16 protein-coding genes and 1 riboswitch are annotated in these 17293 nt (G+C 69.4%); of the genes, 13 read left to right on the forward strand and 3 right to left on the reverse strand.

Annotated elements, in window-relative coordinates; translation table 11 throughout:
- Positions 1-47: 47 nt before the first annotated feature.
- The 13 genes from AB0E63_RS05990 to AB0E63_RS06050 all read left to right on the forward strand — a co-directional run bounded on the left by AB0E63_RS05990 (position 48) and on the right by AB0E63_RS06050 (position 13981).
- Complete coding sequence (locus tag AB0E63_RS05990; RefSeq protein ID WP_360362050.1) at positions 48-1058, forward strand: aldo/keto reductase family protein; 1011 nt, start codon at positions 48-50, stop codon at positions 1056-1058.
- Positions 1055-1264, forward strand: coding sequence for a hypothetical protein (locus AB0E63_RS05995; RefSeq protein WP_360362053.1), 210 nt, complete (start codon positions 1055-1057; stop codon positions 1262-1264). Before AB0E63_RS05990 ends, AB0E63_RS05995 begins: the two co-directional genes overlap by 4 nt.
- Positions 1252-1384: riboswitch (cobalamin riboswitch) on the forward strand. Its footprint overlaps the gene before it by 13 nt.
- 91 nt (positions 1385-1475) lie before the next feature.
- Entirely contained in the window at positions 1476-2183 is a 708-nt protein-coding gene (locus tag AB0E63_RS06000; protein ID WP_360362056.1) for an SCO2322 family protein, read from the forward strand.
- Complete coding sequence (locus AB0E63_RS06005; RefSeq protein ID WP_360362059.1) at positions 2184-3272, forward strand: CbiQ family ECF transporter T component; 1089 nt, start codon at positions 2184-2186, stop codon at positions 3270-3272. It abuts the gene before it with no gap.
- Positions 3269-4879, forward strand: a complete 1611-nt coding sequence (locus AB0E63_RS06010; protein ID WP_360362062.1) for an ATP-binding cassette domain-containing protein — start codon at positions 3269-3271, stop codon at positions 4877-4879. The genes AB0E63_RS06005 and AB0E63_RS06010 overlap by 4 nt, the downstream gene beginning before the upstream one ends.
- A complete protein-coding gene (locus tag AB0E63_RS06015) occupies positions 4876-5709 on the forward strand; it encodes an ECF transporter S component (protein ID WP_360362065.1) in 834 nt (277 codons plus the stop codon). Before AB0E63_RS06010 ends, AB0E63_RS06015 begins: the two co-directional genes overlap by 4 nt.
- Positions 5702-6229: a bifunctional adenosylcobinamide kinase/adenosylcobinamide-phosphate guanylyltransferase gene (locus tag AB0E63_RS06020; RefSeq protein ID WP_360362068.1), complete on the forward strand. Its 528-nt coding sequence runs from the start codon at positions 5702-5704 to the stop codon at positions 6227-6229. The genes AB0E63_RS06015 and AB0E63_RS06020 overlap by 8 nt, the downstream gene beginning before the upstream one ends.
- On the forward strand, positions 6226-7092 hold the full coding sequence (locus AB0E63_RS06025) for an adenosylcobinamide-GDP ribazoletransferase (protein WP_360362071.1): 867 nt from the start codon (positions 6226-6228) through the stop codon (positions 7090-7092). The genes AB0E63_RS06020 and AB0E63_RS06025 overlap by 4 nt, the downstream gene beginning before the upstream one ends.
- 851 nt (positions 7093-7943) lie before the next feature.
- Positions 7944-9125 (forward strand): ROK family transcriptional regulator, encoded by a 1182-nt coding sequence (locus AB0E63_RS06030; protein ID WP_360362074.1) that lies wholly within the window; start codon positions 7944-7946, stop codon positions 9123-9125.
- A gap of 150 nt (positions 9126-9275) precedes the next feature.
- The gene (locus AB0E63_RS06035) at positions 9276-10352 is read left to right on the forward strand and encodes a substrate-binding domain-containing protein (protein WP_360362076.1); all 1077 of its coding nucleotides are present in this window, start codon (positions 9276-9278) and stop codon (positions 10350-10352) included.
- Positions 10353-10501: 149 nt separating this feature from the next.
- On the forward strand, positions 10502-11317 hold the full coding sequence (locus AB0E63_RS06040) for an ATP-binding cassette domain-containing protein (protein WP_360362079.1): 816 nt from the start codon (positions 10502-10504) through the stop codon (positions 11315-11317).
- The gene (locus AB0E63_RS06045; RefSeq protein ID WP_360362082.1) at positions 11314-12669 is read left to right on the forward strand and encodes a sugar ABC transporter permease; all 1356 of its coding nucleotides are present in this window, start codon (positions 11314-11316) and stop codon (positions 12667-12669) included. The genes AB0E63_RS06040 and AB0E63_RS06045 overlap by 4 nt, the downstream gene beginning before the upstream one ends.
- Positions 12670-12763: 94 nt before the next feature.
- Complete coding sequence (locus AB0E63_RS06050) at positions 12764-13981, forward strand: low temperature requirement protein A (protein ID WP_360362083.1); 1218 nt, start codon at positions 12764-12766, stop codon at positions 13979-13981.
- A 44-nt stretch (positions 13982-14025) separates the two neighbouring features.
- Here AB0E63_RS06050 and AB0E63_RS06055 read toward each other — a convergent pair whose 3' ends face one another.
- Genes AB0E63_RS06055 through AB0E63_RS06065 form a run of 3 tightly spaced genes read right to left on the reverse strand, consistent with a single transcriptional unit; the run spans position 14026 to position 17280 of the window.
- Complete coding sequence (locus AB0E63_RS06055) at positions 14026-15108, reverse strand: dipeptide ABC transporter ATP-binding protein (RefSeq protein ID WP_360362085.1); 1083 nt, start codon at positions 15106-15108, stop codon at positions 14026-14028.
- Positions 15109-15127: 19 nt separating this feature from the next.
- On the reverse strand, positions 15128-16255 hold the full coding sequence (locus AB0E63_RS06060; RefSeq protein ID WP_360362088.1) for an ABC transporter ATP-binding protein: 1128 nt from the start codon (positions 16253-16255) through the stop codon (positions 15128-15130).
- A 32-nt stretch (positions 16256-16287) separates the two neighbouring features.
- Positions 16288-17280 carry an ABC transporter permease gene (locus tag AB0E63_RS06065; protein ID WP_360362092.1) on the reverse strand — a complete coding sequence of 331 codons (993 nt, stop codon included), beginning with the start codon at positions 17278-17280 and terminating at the stop codon, positions 16288-16290.
- Positions 17281-17293 lie beyond the last annotated feature (13 nt).

A 17293-nucleotide genomic window follows, 5' to 3' on the forward strand; every position in this document is an offset into this window, starting at 1 on the left:
GGGCGCCGGGACGGTGCCCACCGCCCGGGGACAGTAGGGTCAGGGGTATGGACTTCCGCTATCTCGGCAACAGTGGTTTGAAGGTCAGCGAGATCTCGTACGGGAACTGGCTCACGCACGGGTCCCAGGTGGAGAACGAACAGGCCAAGGCCTGTGTGCGGGCGGCCCTGGAGGCCGGCATCACCACGTTCGACATCGCCGACACCTACGCCAACACCAAGGCCGAGTCGGTCCTCGGCGAGGCGCTGGAGGGTGAGCGGCGCGAGTCGCTGGAGATCTTCACCAAGGTCTACTGGCCGACCGGTCCGTTCGGACCGAACGACACCGGCCTGTCCCGCAAGCACATCCACGAGTCGATCAACGCCTCCCTGAAGCGGCTGAAGACCGACTACGTCGACCTCTACCAGGCGCACCGGTTCGACACCGAGACGCCGCTGGAGGAGACGATGGAGGCCTTCGCCGACGTCGTCCGGTCCGGCAAGGCGCTGTACATCGGCGTGTCCGAGTGGACCGCCGAGCAGCTGCAGGAGGGCCACCGGCTGGCCCGGGAGCTGCGCATCCCGTTCGTCTCGAACCAGCCGCAGTACAGCATGCTCTGGCGGGTGATCGAGGCCGAGGTGGTGCCGGCCTCGGAGGAGCTCGGCATCGGCCAGGTGGTGTTCTCACCGATCGCGCAGGGCGTGCTCACCGGCAAGTACCTGCCCGGTCAGCAGCCACCGGAAGGTTCGCGGGCCACCGACGCGAACGGCGCCAACATGATCAAGCGGTTCCTCAACGACGACGTGCTGAGCCGCGTGCAGGAGCTGAAGCCGCTCGCGGACGAGGCCGGCCTGGCGCTGTCTCAGCTCGCCATCGCCTGGGTGCTGCAGAACCCGAACGTCTCGTCGGCCATCATCGGCGCGTCCCGCCCCGAGCAGGTCGTGGAGAACGTGAAGGCCTCCGGTGTGAAGCTCGAGGAAGCCCTGCTCAAGCGGATCGACGAGGTCCTCGGCGGGATCGTCGAGCGCGACCCGGCCAAGACCGCGCAGAACTCGCCGCAGACCCGGCCCGGCTCATGAGCTGGAGCTGGCGGTTCGAGACCGCGAGCGGCGCCCTGGTCGACCCGGGTGAGGTCGGCGGGGCGGAGTTCTCCGCTCAGGGTGACGCGGAGAGCTGGCTCGGTGAGAGCTGGCGGGACCTGGCCGAGCGTGGCGTCGGCCAGGTGTACCTGCTGGAGGACGGCCGGGAAGTCTACGGCCCGATGAGTCTGTCCTCCGCAGAGTAGGCTTCGGTCGAACCACTCCTGCGTGCACAGGGAAGCCGGTCCGAGTCCGGCGCTGACCCGCAACCGTAGGCCACCTCAGGTGGCGAGCCGGAACACTGTGCCGCAGGGAGACAGGCTCAACTACCCGCCGTGGTCCGCGGGTGGAGCCCCTACCCTGCCGGAGCAGGCGGGACCTCCTCCACCGGGCCATGAGCCCGATAGAGGACACGAGATGACTGCACACCGGACCGTACGACTGGTCCTCGCCACGCTGGCGGGTCTCCTGCTGGCTGGGACCGTCGCCACCACCGCCCAGGCCGAGGACGGCTATCGCTTCTGGGGCTACTACCAGTGGAGCTCAGGCCAGTGGGCCTTCTCCCAGAAGGGCGCTGACGCCGTCGTCCCAGCCGACGGGGCGGTGGAGGGCTGGCGGTACGCCGTCGGCGGTGCGAAGCCCCGCGTGCCGCGCGCAGCCGGCGACTTCGAAGCCATCTGTGGCAAGACACCGGCGGAGACCGGCAAGAAGCGCGTGGCTCTGGTCGTCGACCCCGGTACGCCGGAGGACGCGGTCAGCGGTGAGACTCCGGGACAGGCCACCGGCACCTGCGTGGTCACGGACACCCAGGCGAACGGCGCCAAGATCCTCGCGGCGGTCGCGCCGGTGCGGATCGAGAAGGGCCTGACCTGCGGCATCGCGGGCTATCCGGCCAAGGGCTGCGGGGATCAGGTGAAAAGCATCCAGGTCCCGGCCACCGACGCCCCCGTGACGCTGCAGATCGGTGCCGCGGTCGGCTCGACCGCGGTGACCTCTCCGGCCTCCTCCTCCTCTGACGACGGCGGTGATGGTGCGCCGTGGAGCGGGATCATCATCGCCGCTGTGGTCGTGCTCGCCCTGGCCGGCGGTGGTCTGGCCCTCAACCGCCGGCGCACCGCCAAGTAAGTGCGTACTGTCCATCAACTGACGCTGCCCCGGGCACTCCACCCGGGGGCCTGGTGGCTGTGGGCGCTCGGCATGGCCGTGGCGGCCAGCCGTACGCGGAACCCGGTGCTGCTCGTGCTGATCCTCGCAGTCACCGGATTCGTGGTGGCCGCCCGCCGCTCCGACGCTGCCTGGGCCAGCAGCTACACCGCGTTCCTCAAACTGGGTCTGGTGGTCATCGGCGTCCGCGTGGTGCTGCAGGCACTGCTCTCCACCCGTTCGCAGGGGAACACGGTGCTGTTCATCCTGCCGCAGATCCCCTTGCCTGACTGGGCAAACGGGGTCAAGCTCGGCGGCGAGGTCACCCTCGAGGCACTGCTGACCGCGCTGTACGACGGCTTTCAGCTGGCGGTCATGCTCTGCTGCATCGGTGCGGCCAACTCACTGGCCAGTCCGCGGCGGCTGCTCAAGTCGTTGCCCGGGGCCCTCTACGAGATGGGCGTGGCTTGCGTGGTCGCGCTGACGTTCGCACCACAGTTGGTGACGGACGCCCGCCGGATCCGCGCCGCCCGTCGCCTCCGCGGCCGCACTCGCGGCTCCTTCCGTACGACAGCCATGCCGGTGCTGGAGGGTGCCTTGGACAGGTCGGTGGAGCTCGCCGCCGCGATGGACTCTCGCGGCTACGGGCGTACGGCGCAGGTCCCCCGGGCGCAGCGCCGTACGACTGCGGTCTCCGTCCTGCTGGGGTTGCTGGGCATTCTGCTCGGGGTCTATGCGTTGCTGACCGACGCCATGTCGTTCCCGATCGCCGCGGCCACACTGGTCGTGGGACTGCTGCTTTCCGTGGGAGCCATGGCGATCGGGCGGCAGCGGGTCACGCGGACGCGGTACCGGCCTGACCCATGGGCGCTGCCCGAGTGGTTGGTCGTCGCCTCCGGAGCAGTCGCAGCCGGAGCCATGGTCACTGCGGCGGCGCGCGGTGTTTACGGTCTGCTGCTGGCTGGCCCGTTGGTGGTGCCACCGGTTCCGGTGCTGCCGGTTGTCGGCGTACTGATCGGACTGGCGCCGGCGCTCGTCGCACCGCCGCTGGTCAGGCGGGCGGTCACATGATCGAGTTCGACCGGGTGACAGTCACGTACGACGGTGCCGCGGAGCCGGCGCTGCGGGACGTGAGCTTCTCCGTGCCCGAGGGCGAGCTGGCGCTCGTGATCGGCCGGACCGGTTCCGGCAAGTCCACGTTGCTGCGGGCAATCAACGGACTGGTGCCGCACTTCACCGGCGGCACGCTGTCCGGCCGGGTGCTGGTGAACGGGCGGGACACCCGCGAGTACCGGCCGCGCGACCTGGCCGATGTGGTCGGTCTGGTCGGGCAGGACCCGATGGCGGGGTTCGTCACCGACACGGTCGAGGACGAGCTCGCGTACAGCATGGAGTCGCTCGGTGTCGCGCCGGATGTGATGCGGCGACGGGTCGAGGAGACTCTGGATCTGCTCGGGTTGGCCGACGTACGGGATCGGGCGTTGACCTCGCTGTCCGGCGGACAGCGGCAGCGGACCGCTATCGGTGCCGCGCTCACCTCGCATCCTGCCGTGCTCGTGCTGGACGAGCCGACGTCTGCCTTGGACCCACAGGCGGCTGAGGAGGTGCTGGCCGCACTACAGCGGCTCGTGCACGACCTGAGCGTCACGGTGGTCATGGCGGAGCACCGTCTCGAGCGAGTGATCCAGTACGCCGATCGCGTGATCGAGGTACCGGGCGGAGCGGCTGCCGTGTCCACTGGACTTCCGGCGGATCGGATGATCACGGCACCGGTCGCACCGCCTGTGGTGGAGCTGGGACGGCTGGCCGGTTGGTCTCCCCTGCCGCTGTCGGTGCGCGACGCCCGGCGGGCTGCTGTGGCGTTGCGGAGCCGGCTCGACTCCACTGCGCCCCAGAGGTCGGTTGCTGTGCACGGTCCGGAGCTCGCGCGGTCCACTGATCTGGTCGTTGCCTACGGCGACGTGATGGCGTTGCGTGGAGTGTCGGTCAGCATCAAGGCCGGTGAAATCGTCGCACTCATGGGCCGCAACGGCGCCGGCAAGTCCACACTGCTCAACGCTCTGGTGGGCCTCGCGCCGGTCCGCTCCGGTACGGCGGTCGCCGCCGGAGCCGACCCACGTCGTACCAAGCCTGCGGAGCTGGTCAAGGCGGTCGGACTGGTGCCGCAGGAGCCCGCTGACCTGCTGTACGCCCCCACGGTCGCCGAGGAGTGTGCGGCCGCCGACTCCGATTTCGGCGTGCAGGCGGGCAGTTGCCGTGCCCTGCTGAATCGGCTGTCGCCCGAGATCGACTTCGCGATGCACCCACGGGACCTCTCCGAGGGACAACGGTTGTGTCTGGCGCTGGCCGTCGTACTGTGTGGCGCTCCGCCGCTGGTGCTGCTGGACGAGCCCACGCGCGGGCTGGACTACGGCGCCAAGCGGCGGCTGGTGGCGATCTTGCGCGAGCTGGCTGCGGCCGGGCATGCGGTCGTGCTGTCGACGCACGACGTGGAGCTGGTGGCTGAGGTCGCCACCCGCGTGATGGTTCTGGCCGAAGGTGAGCTGGTGAGCGACGGCGAGACGGCCGCCGTGATCGCGGGGTCTCCGGCGTTCGCTCCGCAAGTGGCCAAGATCCTTGCCCCACTACCGTTCCTGACCGTCGGCGAGGTCGCGACCGCACTCGAGCGTGCGTCATGAGTGTGCTCCGCGTCCCTTCGCTTCGGCTGGTCCGGCTCAAGCCTCGCAGCACAGCCACCCTCGTGGTTGCGTCGTTGGTCGGGCTGCTGGCGTTCGGGTGGCCGCTGTTCCTCCACACCGACCAGGTGGGTGCGTCCGCGATCGGGCACACCACGGATGCGCCCTGGCTGTTCGTGTTGCTGCTGCCGCTGCTGGTGGCCGTCGTACTCGCGGAGCTGTCCGAGTCGGGCATCGACGCGAAGGTGATCTCGCTGCTCGGCATGCTCGCGGCCGTGGGGACTGCGCTCCGGGCGCTCGGCCCTGGTACGGCTGGGCTGGAGCCCGGGTTCTTCCTGCTCGTGCTGGCGGGGCGGGCGTTCGGAGCCGGGTTCGGGTTCGTGCTGGGGGCGGTGTCGTTGCTGGGTGGTGCGCTGATCACCGGTGGGGTCGGACCGTGGATGCCGTTCCAGATGTTCGCCTGCGCGTGGGTGGGGTGCCTGGCCGGGCTGCTGCCTCGGGTGGGCGGGCGGTTGGAGTTGATGGTGCTGGCGGCGTACTCGCTGGTGGCCGGGGTGATGTACGGCGTGGTGATGAACCTGTGGTTCTGGCCGTACGCGACCTTCGGCAGCGACTTCTCCTTCATCCCGGGTGACGAGCTGGCCGCCAACCTGCACCGGTACTTGCTGTTCGTGGTCGCGACGTCGCTGGGGTGGGACATCCCGCGCGGGGTGCTGTGCGCCGTACTCGTGCTGACGCTCGGTCGCCCGATCCTCAACGCCTTCCGCCGGACGGCCCGCAAGGCTGCCTTCGACGCACCGGTGCGCTTCGAAAACAGGAGCTCAGATGTCTGAACGAATCCTCATCCTCGGCGGTGCGCGATCGGGTAAGTCGATCGCTGCCGAGCGCCGCCTTGCCGCGGAACCGGACGTCCTGTACGTCGCAACCGGCGGAGACGACTCCGGTGACGCGGAGTGGGCCGAGCGGGTCGCCAAGCACCAAGCTCGTCGCCCGGCCAGCTGGGGTCTGGTGGAGACGATCGACCTGGTCCCGTTGCTCGAGTCCGCCGGTCCGCCGCTGCTGATCGACTGCTTGACGCTGTGGCTGTCGCGCACCATGGACACCTTGGAGATCTGGTCCGATCTGAGCCGGGCCGGGCTGATCGAGCAGCGCATCGAGGACCTCGCCGACGCGTGGTCCCGGACGCCGCGGATGGTGATTGCCGTGAGCAACGACATCGGCTCCGGCGTCGTCCCCGCCGACGCCGGCACCCGCCTCTTCCGCGACCTGATGGGCCGCCTCAACACCACCATCTCCCTCACCTCCGACCAAGTCCTCTGGACCATCGCCGGCCGAACCCTCCCCCTCACATGACGCCTCCTGAGAGCCGTCGCGGTGCGTGGGCGGATGGGTTGCGGCTGGCGGTGGGGATGCTGAGCGTGCTGCCGGCGGGGATGCCGTCGCGGGTTGATCGGGTGGTTGGTGGGCGGGCGATGGTGCTGGCGCCGGCTGTCGGGGTGCTGCTTGGCGGGATCGCGGCTGGGGTTCTGGCGTTGGCTCAGGTCGTGCAACCGGACGCGGAGTTGCTGGCCGCGGTGCTCGGCGTACTGGTCGTGGCAGGGCTGTCCGGGGCGCTGCACCTCGACGGGCTCGCCGACTTCGCGGACGCCCTCGGCAGCCGGCGGGACCGCGAGACCATGCTCCGGATCATGAAGCAGAGCGACATCGGCCCGTTCGGCGTCGTGGCCATCGTCGGCGTACTGCTCGTGGACGTCGCCGCCCTGACCGCCTGCATCCAGGCCGGCTTCGGTTGGCAGGCCGTCCTGATCGCCACGACCGCGAGCCGTCTGACCCTCCCCTGGTCCTGCCGCACGGCCATCCCTGGAGCCCGCCCAGACGGTCTCGGCGCCCTGGTCGCCGGCACAGTCCGCCCCCTCACAGCCACCCTCACCACAGCCGCCGCACTAGGCGCCGCCCTGCTCCTAGCCTGGCTCAGCGCACCACTCGCCACGCCCTCAGGTGCCCCGCTCACGGCAGACCAGGTCGTCAGCCGCCACTCCCCCGACGTGCTCCTGCTCGCCGGCACCGCGGCCGCCGTCTTGCTAGCCGTAGCCACCAGCTTCGCCACCACCCGCCGCGCCCGAACTGCCCTCGGCGGAACCACCGGCGACGTCCTCGGCGCCACCATCGAACTAACCCTCCCGGTCACCCTCCTAACCCTCGCCCTAACGGCATAACCCCGCCCCCTCCCGCCACCCGCGCCACCACCAATCGGACCACCACCAGTACGGCGATCCGTCGCGATCAGCCCCGTCAGGCCCAGCTCCTCGGCGCTCCCCGCACACCTTCCCCACCGCCCGCTCGCTCCACCGGCACACGCCGTACGCCGCTTCCGCCACCCGCTCCCTCTCACGACTCCCCCCGCTCGCTCCACTGGCACGAGCCGCTCGCTCCACCGGCACCAGCCGCACGGGACCCTCACCACCCGCGCCCCCACGCCTTTGCTCCCCACACCCGCGCCGCCGGCACACGCCGTACAGCATTTCCACCACCCGCTGTCCGCACCGCTTCCCCACCCCGCCCGCCCGCGGACCTGCGCCACTCACCAACCTGACCGGCCGGGCGCCGCGATCCGGCCGGTGAGCGTGACCCAGCTACGGAGAGCACGGTTGGTGAGTGGGGCAGGTCCGGATCGCCAGGCCATCACAATCCCACCCGTCACGGCACCCGCCGCGGGAGTCGGGCGTGCCGGAGCGATTGTGATGGCCTGGCGGTCCGCACTCGTGGGTGGAGCACCGCCGGCATACGCCGTATCGCGCTGCGAGCACCCGCTCGCCGCGCGCCTTCAAGTTCCATCGCGCGCTCGCTGTGCGGCGCTTCCGTCGTGCGCTTGCCTCAGAGCTTCCCCACGTCGTGCTCGCTGCAGTTGCACACGCCGTGCGGCTCCTCCACCACGCAGGAGACGGGGTGCATTAATGTCACCGATGGACGGTGAAGTGGGGTAGTGACGGCGAGGTCGAAGGATGATGTTTGTGGTTCACGGCCGGTGTGCGGCGGCATACGCCCCGCGATCCGTTATCTTTATGTAATGAACGCAACCCGCCCGGCGCCGGGATCACAGGCTTCGCTGCGCGAAGCCAACCGCGCGCGCGTTCTCGGAGTCGTCCGCCAGCACGGCCCGCTGACCCAGGTCGAGATCGCCGCCGCGTCCGGCCTGTCCGCCGCCACGGTGTCGAACATGGTCCGCGAGCTCGACCAGGCCGGCGCGGTCGGCCTGTCCCGGAGCATCCGCAACGGCCGCCGCGCCGTGCTCGTCTCACTCGCGTCCGGCGGCGGCCTACTGGCCGGCGTCGCGTTCGGCGAGCGCGATGTCCGGGTCGCGATCGCGAACGAGTCCCGCGAGATCCTCGCCCAGCAACTGATGCCGCTACAGGCCGACCACGTCGCCGACGACGGGATGGAACGTGCCGCCCGGCTGCTCGCCGACCTCGCCGAGACGGTCAGCTCCGGTGTCGAGGACATCGCCGCGATCGGATTCGGCCTGCCCGCGCCGGTCGACTCGGTCAGCGGTGAGGCGGGCTCCGACGCAGTCCTGCCCGGCTGGCGCGGCGTCAACGTCGCCGAGGCGATGGCCGGCCACCTCCGCGCGCCGGTCGCGCTCGACAACACAGCGAACCTCGCCGCCCTCGGCGAACTGCGCAACGGCGCCCTGCGCGGCGTCCGGCACGGCTGCTACCTGAAGTTCTCGTACGGCGTGGGCGCCGGGATCGTGCTGGACGGCGAGGTGTTCCGCGGCTCGGCCGGCACGGCGGGCGAGATCGGCCACGTCACGATCGACGAGAACGGGCCGATCTGCCGGTGTGGCAACCGCGGCTGCCTGGACACATTCGTGGGCTCGCGGGCCCTCATCAACAGCCTGGCGGCGTCGCACGGTCCGCTCCGGCTGAAGGACATCGTCACCCGCGCTCTGGCCGGTGACCTGGGCTGCCGCCGGGTCATCGAGGACGCCGGCCGCCGGGTCGGCGTCGCGGTGGCGGGCCTGGTGAACCTGTTCAACCCCGAGGTGATCGTGGTCGGCGGTCTGATGGCCGAGGCCGGCGAGCTGATCATGGATCCACTCCGGGAGGCGCTGGACCGGTGCGCGATCCCGAGCGCCGCCGCGACGGTGGAGCTGCGGCGACCCGAGCTCGGCGACGACGCCGACATACAAGGCGCCATCCACCTGGCGTCCGTCCTGAGCCACTCGCACGCCCTCAGCGCCCCCGCCTGAGTCCCTGCACCATCCACCGCCCCGGCAGTCCCACCTGACTCTGTTACGCCAATATGTCTATTTCTTGAATTCAAGTCTTGACGTCAAGGCCCTCGGCCGCTTGACTTCGGGGCAGGCCTACTCGGGCCTGTCACGTCAAGGAGCCGCCGTATGTCCCTGTCAGCATCCCGTCTCGTCGGCCTCGGCATCGCCGTTTCCGCACTCGCCGTCTCCCTCGTGGCCTGTGGCTCCGACGACGGCGACTCCGGCAGCTCGGGCGGCGCGAAGAAGGTCGCGCTGCTGCTGCCCGAGTCGAAGACGACCCGTTACGAGGCCCTCGACCGGCCGCTGTTCACCGAGGCGCTCAAAGCGGCCTGCGGCGACTGCGAGCTGATCTACAGCAACGCCGACCAGGACGCGGCCAAGCAGCAACAGCAGGCCGAGGCGGCCCTGACCCAGGGCGCGAACGTGCTCGTCCTCGACCCGGTCGACGGCAAGGCCGCCGCCGCGGTGGTCGCCTCCGCGAAGGGCCAGAACGTCCCCGTGGTCGCCTACGACCGGTTCATCGAGAACGCCAACTACTACGTGTCGTTCGAGAACGAGGCGGTCGGCAAGCTGCAGGCCCAGACCCTGCTCGACGCGCTGAAGGCGGCCGGCAAGACGTCCGGCAACATCGCGATGATCAACGGTTCGCCGACCGACCCGAACGCGGCCGACTTCAAGAAGGGCGCGCACAGCGTGCTCGACTCCAGCGGCTTCAAGGTCGCGGCCGAGTTCGACACCCCGGACTGGAGCCCGGACAAGGCGCAGGCCTGGATGGAAGGCCAGCTGAGCGCGATCAAGAACGGCCTGGTCGGCGTGTACGCCGCTAATGACGGCACCGCTGGTGGCGCGATCGCAGCGCTCAAGGGTGGCGGCGTGACCCCGCTGCCGCCGGTCACCGGTCAGGACTCCGAACTGGCCGCGATCCAGCGGATCGTCGCCGGCGACCAGGCGATGACGATCTACAAGGCCGTGAAGCCGCAGGCCGAGGCCGCCGCGAAGGGTGCGGTCGCGCTGGCGAACGGGAACAAGCCCGAGTCCACCACGGACAAGAGCGGCGTACCGTCGACGATTCTCGACCCGGTCGCCGTCACCAAGGCCAACATCAAGGACACCGTGGTGAAGGACGGCATCTACAAGGTGACCGACATCTGCACCGCCTCGTTCGCCGCTGCCTGCAGCGCCGCGGGCCTGAGCACCAACTGACCGCCCCCTTGGTGTTGCCCCGCAGTGAGGTGCGGGGCAACACCGGGCAGCTGTCCCGGCCCAGTCCGGAATTGTTGCCCCGTCGCCCTGTCCCGCGGGGCCGAACGCCGGGATCATGGCCTGAACGCAAAGCCCAGGAGGCTGATCGAGTGACTGTTACCCCGACACCCCTCGACGTCGGCACCGGTACGGTGCTGTCGCTGCGAGGGGTCTCCAAGCGTTTCGGCGCGGTGCAGGCTCTGAAGAACATCGAGTTGGACGTCCGCGCCGGTGAGGTACTGGCGCTGGTCGGTGACAACGGCGCCGGCAAGTCGACGCTGGTGAAGACGATCGCCGGGGTCTACACCGCCGACGACGGGACCATGGTGTTCGACGGCCGGGAGGTCCGGGTCGGCAGTCCGGCGGAGGCACAGCAGCTCGGGATCGCCACCGTGTTCCAGGACCTCGCGCTGTGCGACAACCTGGACGTGGTCGCGAACCTCTACCTCGGCCGCGAGCTCCGCCGGGGCCGGGTGCTCGACGAGGTCGAGATGGAACGCTCGTCCTGGGAGCTGCTCCGCCAGCTGTCCGCCAAGATCCCCTCGGTCCGGATCCCGGTCGCCAGCCTGTCCGGCGGCCAGCGGCAGACCGTCGCGATCGCGCGCAGCCTGCTCGGCCAGCCCAAGGTCGTGATGCTGGACGAACCGACCGCGGCCCTCGGCGTAGCTCAGACCGCCGAGGTCCTCAACCTGGTCGAGCGGCTGCGCGAACGCGGCCTGGCCGTGATCCTGATCAGCCACAACATGGCCGACGTGATGGCGGTCGCCGACCGCGTCGCCGTCCTCCGCCTCGGCCGCAACAACGGCGTCTTCATGGTGAGTGACACCAAGACGCAGGACATCATCGCCGCCATCACCGGCGCGACCGACAACGCCGTTTCCGAGCGCGCCGCGCGCCGGACCCGGGAGGAGGGCCCCGCATCATGAGCCTGCACGGATCCGGCACCCGCCCTCAGGACACCCCGCGCCCCGACTCCACCGACCCGGCGGCCGTGAACGGAACAACACCGGGTACGCCGGCCAACGGCGACACCGGTACGACGGACGCCGCACAACTACCCGCCGACCTCCAGGACGAGCGACTCATCGCCGGTCACGGGATCAGCGGCGCGATCGCGGCGTTCACCTCCCGGCTCCGCTCCGGCGACCTCGGCTCGGTGCCGGTGGTAGTCGGCCTGATCATCATCTGGGCGGTCTTCCAGATCGCGAACAGCTCGTTCCTGTCCAGCCGCAACCTGGTCAACCTGACCCTGCAGACCACCTCGGTCGGAGTGATTGCCCTCGGCATCGTTCTGGTCCTGCTGCTGGGCGAGATCGACCTGTCCGTCGGCTCGGTCAGCGGTCTGTCCGCCGCCGTCCTCGGCGTGACGTTCGTCAACCAGGGCTGGCCGTTGCTGCTGTCGCTGCTGGCCGGCGTCGCCATTGGCCTGGTGATCGGACTGTTCTACGGCGCTCTGTACACACGCTTCGGCGTACCGAGTTTCGTGATCACGCTGGCCGGTCTGCTCGGGTTCCTCGGGCTCCAGCTACTGGTGCTCGGCAAGGAAGGTTCACTCAACCTTCCGTACGACTCCGCGCTCGTCGGGTTCGCCACTCGCAGCTTCCTCTCCCCCGCCCTGGCCTACGGGCTGATCGCCGTTGTCGTGGCGGCGTACGTGGTGACCCGGCTGCGCGCCCGCGGCGCCCGGGCGAGTGCCGGACTGTCGGCAGCGCCGAACTCGGTGATCGCGATCAAGGCCGGCGCGCTCGCCGTGGTGCTGCTGATCCCGGTGCTGATCCTGAACGGCGATCGCGGCGTCTCGTCGATGTTCCTGCTCTTCCTCGCGCTGGTGGTCGGCACGGATCTCGCCGTCCGGCGGACCCGGTGGGGGCGCTCGGTGATGGCGGTCGGCGGCAACGTCGAGGCCGCCCGGCGAGCCGGTATCAACGTGCGGATGATCTACCTGTCCGTGTTCGCGGCCTGCTCCACCTTCGCCGCGGTCGGCGGTCTGCTCGCCGCGGCCCGTCTGGTCGCCGTGAACCAGAGCAGCGGCGGCACCGACACCAACCTGAACGCGATCGCGGCCGCCGTGATCGGTGGCACGAGCCTGTTCGGCGGCCGGGGTTCGGCGTACTCCGCGCTCCTCGGAGCCCTCGTGATCATGTCGATCTCGAACGGGCTTGCGCTGCTGAGCCTCAACTCGAGCGTGCGCTACATGGTCACCGCCGGCGTTCTCCTGATCGCCGTCACCATCGACTCGCTCAGCCGCCGCAGCCGCCAGGCGCACGGCCGCGCGTAACAGACCGGCGGGCTCCTTCCTGACCCTGACCAGACGGGAGCCCGCCGTTCCACCTGGCCCGCGGGGGCCTGGTGGCGATGGCAGGATGTGCGCCATGGCACCATCCAGGAATCCCATCAGGGCCGCGGTCACCAGCGAGAACCAGTCGGTCACGACGCTGGAGTTGTTCTTCGATCTGGTCTTCGTGTTCGCGTTGACCCAGATCACCGCGTTGATGGCCCACGACCTCAGCTGGCACGGCGTTCTGCGCGGAGTGCTGCTGGTCGGACTGCTCTGGTGGAGCTGGATCGGATTCGCCTGGCTGTGCAACATCGTCAAGGCCGACGAGGGCTCGGTCCGCGTCGTGCTGCTGCTGGCGATGGCGGCGATGTTCGTGATCGCCCTCGCGATTCCGGAGGCGTTCCACGATCTGCCCGGTGGCTTACCGGGACCGGTGGTCATCGCCGGCGCGTACTTCGTCTTCCGGGCACTGCATCTGGTCCTGTTCTGGCTGGTCGCGGACGGAGACCCGGTGCTTCGCCGTACCCTGATCCGGTTCGCGCCGTCGATGCTCGCAGGTACGGCGTTGCTCCTGATCGCCTCGCAGTACCACGGCACGACGCAGACGTTGCTGTGGGCGGCCGCACTCGCGGCGGACTACGGCGGCACCTACCTGATCGACGCGCGGGGCTGGCGCTTCCGCTCGGCCGCGCACTTCGCCGAGCGGCACGGGCTGATCATCATCATCGCGCTCGGCGAGTCGATCGTGGCGATCGGCGTCGGGGTGACCGACCTGCCGATCTCGTGGCCGATCCTGCTCGCGTCCCTGCTCGGCCTGGCGGTCTCGACCGCGCTGTGGTGGATCTACTTCGACGCGACCGTCCGGTACGGCGAACGCGCGCTGGAGGCCGAACCACAGGAGACACGCCCGAAGCTGGCCCGGGACGCGTACACGTTCCTGCACCTGCCGATGGTGGCCGGCATCGTGCTGCTCGCGCTCGGACTGAAGAAAGTCCTCGAGTACGTCGGCGACGTCGAGCATCACCACCTCGACGACCCGCTGAAGGGTGTCGGCCTGGCCGCACTGTTCTTCGGGGTCGCGCTCTACCTGCTCGGCCACGTGGGCTTCAAGCGGCGGACGGTGCACCAGTGGAGCGTCTCCCGGCTGATCACGGCCGCGCTCACGTTGATCGCCGTACCGCTGCTGGCCAGGGTGCCCGCGCTCGGGCAACTCGCCGTACTCACGGCTCTGCTGGCCGGCCTGGTCGCCTTCGAATCGGTCCGGTTCGCCCAGGAGCGCGAAGAGCTGAAACACGGCGAGCAGCACGCATGAAGAAGGGCCTCCGGATCACCGGAGGCCCTTCTTTTCAAGGTGTTTCAGGCGGTGGCCGCGGTCAGGTCGACCTTCGGCTCCGCGAAGTGGCAGGCGGCCGTGTGGCCGGCGCCGGACTGCGGCTTGATCTCCAGCAGCGGCTCCTGCGTGGAGCAGATGTCCTCCGCCTTCCAGCAGCGGGTGCGGAAGCGGCAACCGCTCGGCGGGTCGATCGGCGAGGGTACGTCGCCGACCAGCCGGATCCGCTCCTTCGGCGGGACACCACGAATGGTGCCCAGGTCCGGAGCGGCGGACAGCAGCGCCTGCGTGTACGGGTGCTGCGGTGCGTTGTAGATCTGGTCCCGCGGGCCCTGCTCGACGATCTTGCCCAGGTACATCACCGCGACCTGGTCACAGAAGTGCCGGACCACGCCGAGGTCGTGGGCGATGAAGACGAACGCGATGCCGAGGTCGCGGCGCAGGTCCTCCAGCAGGTTCATCACCTGGGCCTGGATGGACACGTCCAGCGCGGACACCGGCTCGTCGGCGATGATCACCTCCGGCTCCACCGCGAGCGCCCGGGCGATGCCGATGCGCTGGCGCTGACCGCCGGAGAACTCGTTCGGGTACCGGTTGTGGTGCTCGGGGTTCAGGCCGACCCGCTCCAGCAACTCCTGGACCCGCTCGACCTCCTTGCCCTTCTTCACCAGGTTGTGCACGCGCAGCGGCGTACTGATGATGTTGCTGACCGTCTGCCGCGGGTTCAGCGAGCTGTAGGGGTCCTGGAAGACGATCTGCAACTGCCGGCGGAACGGCCGCAGGTCCTTCTCCTTCAGCTGCGCGATGTCGGTGCCCTTGAACAGGATCTGCCCCGACGTCGGGGTCAGCAGCCGGGTGATCATCCGCCCGGTGGTCGACTTGCCACAGCCGGACTCGCCGACCAGGCCCAGGCTGCCGCTCGCCTCCAGCTTGAAGCTCACGCCGTCGACGGCCTGGACGACCTTCTTGGTCCGGGACAGACCCGCCGCTTCCTTGATCGGGAAGTGCATCTTCAGGTCCCGGATCTCCAGCAGCGGGGTCCCCGCACCGCCGGACGCCGCAACAACACTATCGACCTTGCGCCCTTGAACGCGCTCTGTGTCGCTCATCTCTCTCCTCAGCCCCCTGTCAGCTCAGTCTCGGCAGGACCTCGGCCGTGTAGATCGCGGCCTTGTCGTGCAGGTGACAACGGGACGTGTGGGCACCGGCGCCGTCGACCGGCATCAGCTCCGGCAGCTCGGTGGTGCAGCGCTCGCCCTTCACCCGGTCCACGTACGGACAGCGCGGGTTGAAGGAGCAACCGCTCGGCAGGCTCAGCAGGCTCGGCGGCAGGCCCTTGATCGGGCGGAGCCGCTCGCTCGCCGCCGACACGGTCGGGATGGACTCGAGCAGACCCCAGGTGTACGGCATCCGGGGGTTCGCCAGCACGTCCTCGGCGGTGCCGTACTCGACACAGCGGCCGCCGTACATCACCAGGACGTCGTCGGCCATCTCGGCCACCACGCCCAGGTCGTGCGTGATCATCACGATGGCGGAGCCGAACTCCTTCTGCAGGTTGTTCAGCAGGTCGAGGATCTGCGCCTGCACAGTCACGTCCAGCGCGGTGGTCGGCTCGTCGGCGATCACCAGCTTCGGGTCGTTGACCAGGCTCATCGCGATCATCGCACGCTGCCGCATACCGCCGGAGAACTCGTGCGGGTACTGCGCGAACCGGCGCGCCGGGTTCGGGATGCCGACCAGGTCGAGCATCTCCAGCGCCCGCTTCTTGGCCGCGTCCTTGGACACCTTGTGGTGCACCCGGTACGCCTCGACGATCTGGTTGCCGACCGTGTACAGCGGGTGCAGCGAGGACTGCGGGTCCTGGAACACCATCGCCACCGCGTCGCCGCGGACCTTCATCAGGTCGCTCTCCGGCAACCCGATGATCTCGTCACCACCGATCCGGATCGACCCGGTGATCCGGGTGCGCTTGCGGTCGTGCAGGCCCATCACGGCCATGCTGGACACCGACTTGCCGGACCCGGACTCGCCGACGATCGCCAGCGTCCGGCCCAGCGGGACCGCATAACTCAACCCGTTCACCGCGCTGACCACGCCGTCCGCGGTCGGGAACTTGACCGTCAGGTCCTCGACCACCAGGTACGGCGTCTCGCCGCTCGGGTTGATCACACCTTGCCGCTTCTCGCGGGTCGCGATCGAAGGACCCCGCTTCTCGGCGGCCGCTGCCTCGGGCTGGCCGTCTGCACTCTCGACCATGGTGTCCTTCCGGTCTTCTGGGGCGGGTGTGCTCACGTAAGCCTCACCCGCGGGTCGATCACGCTGTACACGATATCGACGACCAGGTTGGCCGCAACCAGGAACACCGAGGCCACCAGCACGGTCCCCATGATCACCGGCAGGTCGTAGTTGTTCAGGCTCTCGAGTACCAGGTTGCCCAGGCCCGGCAGATCGAAGATCCGCTCGGTGAAGATCGCACCGGCGAGCATGCCGGCGACATCCAGACCGAAGATCGTGATGACAGGGATGAGTCCCGCGCGGAGAGCGTGCTTGTAGGTGACCTTCCGGTCCGACAGGCCCTTGGCCCGCGCGGTCCGGATGAAGTCCTCGTTGAGCGTCTCGACCATCGAGCCTCGCGAGTACCGCACGTACTGCGTCGTGTTGACCAGGCCGAGACACAGCCACGGCGTCAGCAACCCGACGAACCACTTGGCGGGATCGTCGAAGAACGGCGTCCAGCTACCGCGTGGCAGCACCGAGTAAAAGATGGTGAGGTAGAGCGCGACCATCAGCGCGACGATGTAGTACGGGATCGAACTGATCACCAGCGACGTGGTCACCAACCCCCGGTCGCCGGTCGTCCCTCGTCGTTTCGCGGCCATCGAACCTATCGCGACGCCGACCGGCAGCATGATGGCCGCGGCACCGGCGACCAGCGAGACCGTCACTGGTACGCGCTGAGCCAGCATCTGCAGGACGGGGCGGTCGTTCTTGAAGGAGAAGCCCAGGCACGGTGCGGGGCAGTCCCGCTCGGCCCCGGCGGTCACGTAGGTCCGGCCGGCGACGATGCCCTTCATGTAGTCGGCGAACTGGGTCACCTTCGGCTTGTCCAGGTTCAGGTTCTTCTTGATTTCCTCGTACCGCTCCTGGGGACAGTTGCGCTGCCCACAGATCGCGCCCGCGGGGTCGGTGGGCGCGACGAAGAACAGCGCGAACGTCGCGACGAGGGTGACGAGCACGACGGACAGGGCGCTCACGATGCGACGCGCCAGGAAGTGCAACACGGGGTTCTCCTCA

The sequence above is a fragment of the Kribbella sp. NPDC026596 genome, from assembly GCF_040638415.1.
Lineage (GTDB): Bacteria > Actinomycetota > Actinomycetes > Propionibacteriales > Kribbellaceae > Kribbella.

What these genes read in the sequence shown, in the direction of transcription:
- AB0E63_RS05990 (WP_360362050.1), top strand. Translation starts at nt 48, where the DNA reads ATGGACTTCCGCTATCTCGGCAACAGTGGTTTGAAGGTCAGCGAGATC.
- AB0E63_RS05995 (WP_360362053.1), top strand. Translation starts at nt 1,055, where the DNA reads ATGAGCTGGAGCTGGCGGTTCGAGACCGCGAGCGGCGCCCTGGTCGAC.
- AB0E63_RS06000 (WP_360362056.1), top strand. Translation starts at nt 1,476, where the DNA reads ATGACTGCACACCGGACCGTACGACTGGTCCTCGCCACGCTGGCGGGT.
- AB0E63_RS06010 (WP_360362062.1), top strand. Translation starts at nt 3,269, where the DNA reads ATGATCGAGTTCGACCGGGTGACAGTCACGTACGACGGTGCCGCGGAG.
- AB0E63_RS06015 (WP_360362065.1), top strand. Translation starts at nt 4,876, where the DNA reads ATGAGTGTGCTCCGCGTCCCTTCGCTTCGGCTGGTCCGGCTCAAGCCT.
- AB0E63_RS06020 (WP_360362068.1), top strand. Translation starts at nt 5,702, where the DNA reads ATGTCTGAACGAATCCTCATCCTCGGCGGTGCGCGATCGGGTAAGTCG.
- AB0E63_RS06025 (WP_360362071.1), top strand. Translation starts at nt 6,226, where the DNA reads ATGACGCCTCCTGAGAGCCGTCGCGGTGCGTGGGCGGATGGGTTGCGG.
- AB0E63_RS06030 (WP_360362074.1), top strand. Translation starts at nt 7,944, where the DNA reads ATGAACGCAACCCGCCCGGCGCCGGGATCACAGGCTTCGCTGCGCGAA.
- AB0E63_RS06035 (WP_360362076.1), top strand. Translation starts at nt 9,276, where the DNA reads ATGTCCCTGTCAGCATCCCGTCTCGTCGGCCTCGGCATCGCCGTTTCC.
- AB0E63_RS06045 (WP_360362082.1), top strand. Translation starts at nt 11,314, where the DNA reads ATGAGCCTGCACGGATCCGGCACCCGCCCTCAGGACACCCCGCGCCCC.
- AB0E63_RS06050 (WP_360362083.1), top strand. Translation starts at nt 12,764, where the DNA reads ATGGCACCATCCAGGAATCCCATCAGGGCCGCGGTCACCAGCGAGAAC.
- AB0E63_RS06055 (WP_360362085.1), bottom strand. Translation starts at nt 15,108, where the DNA reads ATGAGCGACACAGAGCGCGTTCAAGGGCGCAAGGTCGATAGTGTTGTT.
- AB0E63_RS06060 (WP_360362088.1), bottom strand. Translation starts at nt 16,255, where the DNA reads ATGGTCGAGAGTGCAGACGGCCAGCCCGAGGCAGCGGCCGCCGAGAAG.